This window comes from Streptomyces spongiae (assembly GCF_009377185.1).
In the GTDB taxonomy this organism is placed as follows: Bacteria; Actinomycetota; Actinomycetes; order Streptomycetales; family Streptomycetaceae; genus Streptomyces; species Streptomyces spongiae.
The window spans coordinates 1-2,740 of sequence record NZ_VJZC01000902.1 but is presented as its reverse complement, the minus strand read 5'-3'; the positions used below and the strand labels follow the sequence as shown (position 1 = coordinate 2,740).

General features: G+C 69.6%; 3 protein-coding genes. 1 reads left to right on the top strand and 2 read right to left on the bottom strand.

Translation table 11 applies throughout. From position 1 onward, the window contains the following. Positions 1-54: 54 nt before the first annotated feature. Positions 55-363 carry a hypothetical protein gene (locus tag FNH08_RS48440; protein WP_152778267.1) on the bottom strand — a complete coding sequence of 103 codons (309 nt, stop codon included), beginning with the start codon at positions 361-363 and terminating at the stop codon, positions 55-57. A 438-nt stretch (positions 364-801) separates the two neighbouring features. Next, positions 802-2,133 carry a S53 family peptidase gene (locus FNH08_RS48435; RefSeq protein WP_152778266.1) on the bottom strand — a complete coding sequence of 444 codons (1,332 nt, stop codon included), beginning with the start codon at positions 2,131-2,133 and terminating at the stop codon, positions 802-804. A 242-nt stretch (positions 2,134-2,375) separates the two neighbouring features. Here FNH08_RS48435 and FNH08_RS48430 point away from each other — a divergent pair. Then, a partial coding sequence (locus FNH08_RS48430) for an SRPBCC domain-containing protein (protein WP_194238876.1) occupies positions 2,376-2,740 on the top strand: 365 nt, incomplete at its 3' end.

Here is a 2,740-nt window from a genome sequence, read left to right as displayed (position 1 = left end):
GGGTAGTGGGGCACCGGGCGGGCCCGGCCGGGACTGACGGTCTGCTGGACGGGGCTACACGGCCATGCCGTACACGATGGTGAAGAGCGTGCCCAGTGAACCGATGATGAAGACACCGGTGAGGCCCGCGACGATGAGGCCCTTGCCCTGTTCGGCGCTGAAGGTGTCGCGGAGGGCCGTCGCGCCGATGCGTTGCTTCGCCGCGCCCCAGATCGCGATGCCGAGGCAGAGGAGGATGGCGACCGCCATCACGACCTCGATCATGACGCGCGCCTCGTTGCCCAGGCTGCCGAAGGGGCCCCAGTCGGGGGCAATTCCGCCGATGATGGTGGTGATGTCGCCCTTTTCGGCCGCAACGAACATGTAAGTCACCGCCCCTAGTGGGTAGTTCTGCACCCTCTACACGGGTGCGCAGAGGTCGGGCCCATTGTCGCCGACAATTCCACCGTCGTATGTCGACTTGGCGTCATTGGTTGGCGGGTTTCGTACGGATCACTTGCGAGGGGTCGCAGTGTCACTCTGTGTATCACGGTAGGTTACGTCGAGCAACGAGGTCGAACCGGAACCTGTGGTGTGGTTCCGTCGTTAACCATCCTTTGTGTCCTGACGGTGTTTCGAGTGTGCCGGATGGGGAGGTGGGACGCGCGTGCGGGGTGGCGGGAAGCCGCAGGCTTTGGCCAGAACTGGACGCTGTCGTGCTCGCGATCGCGTCACGCACGGAGCGGGCCGCAGCCCTGTACCGGCTGCGGCCCGCTCGATGTGTTGTGCGGTGTCTCGTGCTGTGTCGTGCTGTGCGGTGCGTCAGCCGGTGAAGGCGTCCACCCCCTGGGGCGTACCCCAGCCGGTCGGGCCGTCGTAGCCGGAGCGGGCGGTGCAGAAGTAGGTGGTGGAGCAGCTGCCGTTGCTGCCGGAGGTCACGTCGTTCAGGGCCGACGTGCCGGCCGACTCGTAGGGGAACCGCGCCGGGTAGGAGCTGGAGGACGGGGTGCCCGCGAGGGCGTAGACCGAGGCGATGATGGGGGACGAGGCGCTGGTGCCGCCGTAGGTCGCCCAACCCTCGCCGTCGGCGCCGTAGGTGTCGTAGACCGAGACGCCGGTGGCCGGGTCGGCGACCGCGGAGACGTCGGCGATCATGCGCTTCGAGCAGCTCGTGTCGGTCTGCCAGGAGGGCTTCGCGTCGTAGGAGGAGCAGCCGGAGCCGGTGCCCTCACTGCTGCTCGTCGACCAGACCTTCTCGGTCCAGCCGCGGGAGGAGGAGGACGTGGACAGTGCCGTACCGCCCACCGACGTCACGTACTTCGACGCCGCCGGGTACTCCGCGCCGTAGCCGCTGTCGCCCGCGCTGACCGTGATGGCGACGCCCGGGTGGTTGAAGTACGAGGAGTCGTACGAGGTGTCGGAGGAGGACTCGGAGCCGCCGTAGCTGTTGGAGACGAACTTCGCGCCCAGGGTCACCGCCCTGTTCACCGCCGTGCCGAGGTTGGCCATGGAGGAGGACTTGGCCTCGACCAGGAGGATGTTGCAGTTCGGGCAGGTCGCGCTGACCATGTCCAGGTCGAGGGAGATCTCGGTCGCCCAGCCGCTGTCGGCGGTGGGGAGCGAGGTGGTCGAGCCGGTCTGGCTGACCTTCTTGAAGCAGCCGTTGGAGGTCGTGCAGGCCGGGAGGCCGTACTCGGAGCGGTAGGCGGCGAGGTCCGACTCCGCGTTCGGGTCGTCGTACGCGTCGACGATCGCGATCGTTTCGCCGGAGCCGTTCGAGGTGGCGGCGGCGGTCAGGCCGTAGGCGTCCTGGAGGTCGCTGGGGCCGTAGCCGGAGGGGGAGGAGGCGTCGGCGGCCTTGGGGGTCACGCCCTTCCTGGCCGCTTTCTCCAGCTGGAAGGCGGTGGTTCCGCCGGTGACGCGGAGCGCGTTGCAGGCCATCTCGCCCTTCTTCGAGGGCGTGGCGCAGGAGCGGGTCCAGGTGACGTGGGGCTTGGTGGTGTGCGCGGTGCTCGTGGTCGCCGCCGTCGCCTGGGTGGTGACGCCGAGGCCGGCGAGGACGAGGGCCGCCACGGCGGCGGCGGCGCCGCTGACGCGGTGCCATCTGCGGCGGGTGGCCGGGGTGTTCGGTCTCGTGTGGGGTGCGGTACGCAACGTAAGCCTCCTGGGAGTGGGGTGACAGGGGCGGTGCGGGTGGGTGCCGCCGGTACGGAGTCCCCGGCGGCGGGCGGCCCGCGGATGACCATCTACTGTCGGGTACGCGACAACAAGACCGGTTCCGGAATCCTGACCCCCGCATTGCCGAAGCGCGCCGACGGCTTACTGATCGATGGCCGCGGGATGGAGCGGCGCTGGCTGTGGCTTGACCCGGCGCACAGGTGGCTCACAGGTGGTGCATGTGTGTTGCATGTGCGGTGAAGGCGGGCGAGGCACGTGTGGTGACGCTGGGCCAGACGTACGACTCCACCGTCGAGGACGTCTGGGACGCCTGCACCAACCCCGAGCGCATCCCCCGCTGGTTCCTGCCCGTCTCCGGGGAACTGCGCCTCGGCGGCCGGTACCAGCTGCAGGGCAACGCGGGCGGCACGATCGAGCGCTGCGAGCCTCCCCGGGGCTTCGGCGCGACCTGGGAGTACGACGGGAACGTCAGCTGGATCGAACTCCGGCTGGCCGAGGTCGGCGGCGGCCCGGGCGAAGGCGGACCGGACGACGGCGGCGTACACGGGAGTGGGCGAGGGCGAGGGTGCGGACGGGGGTGCGG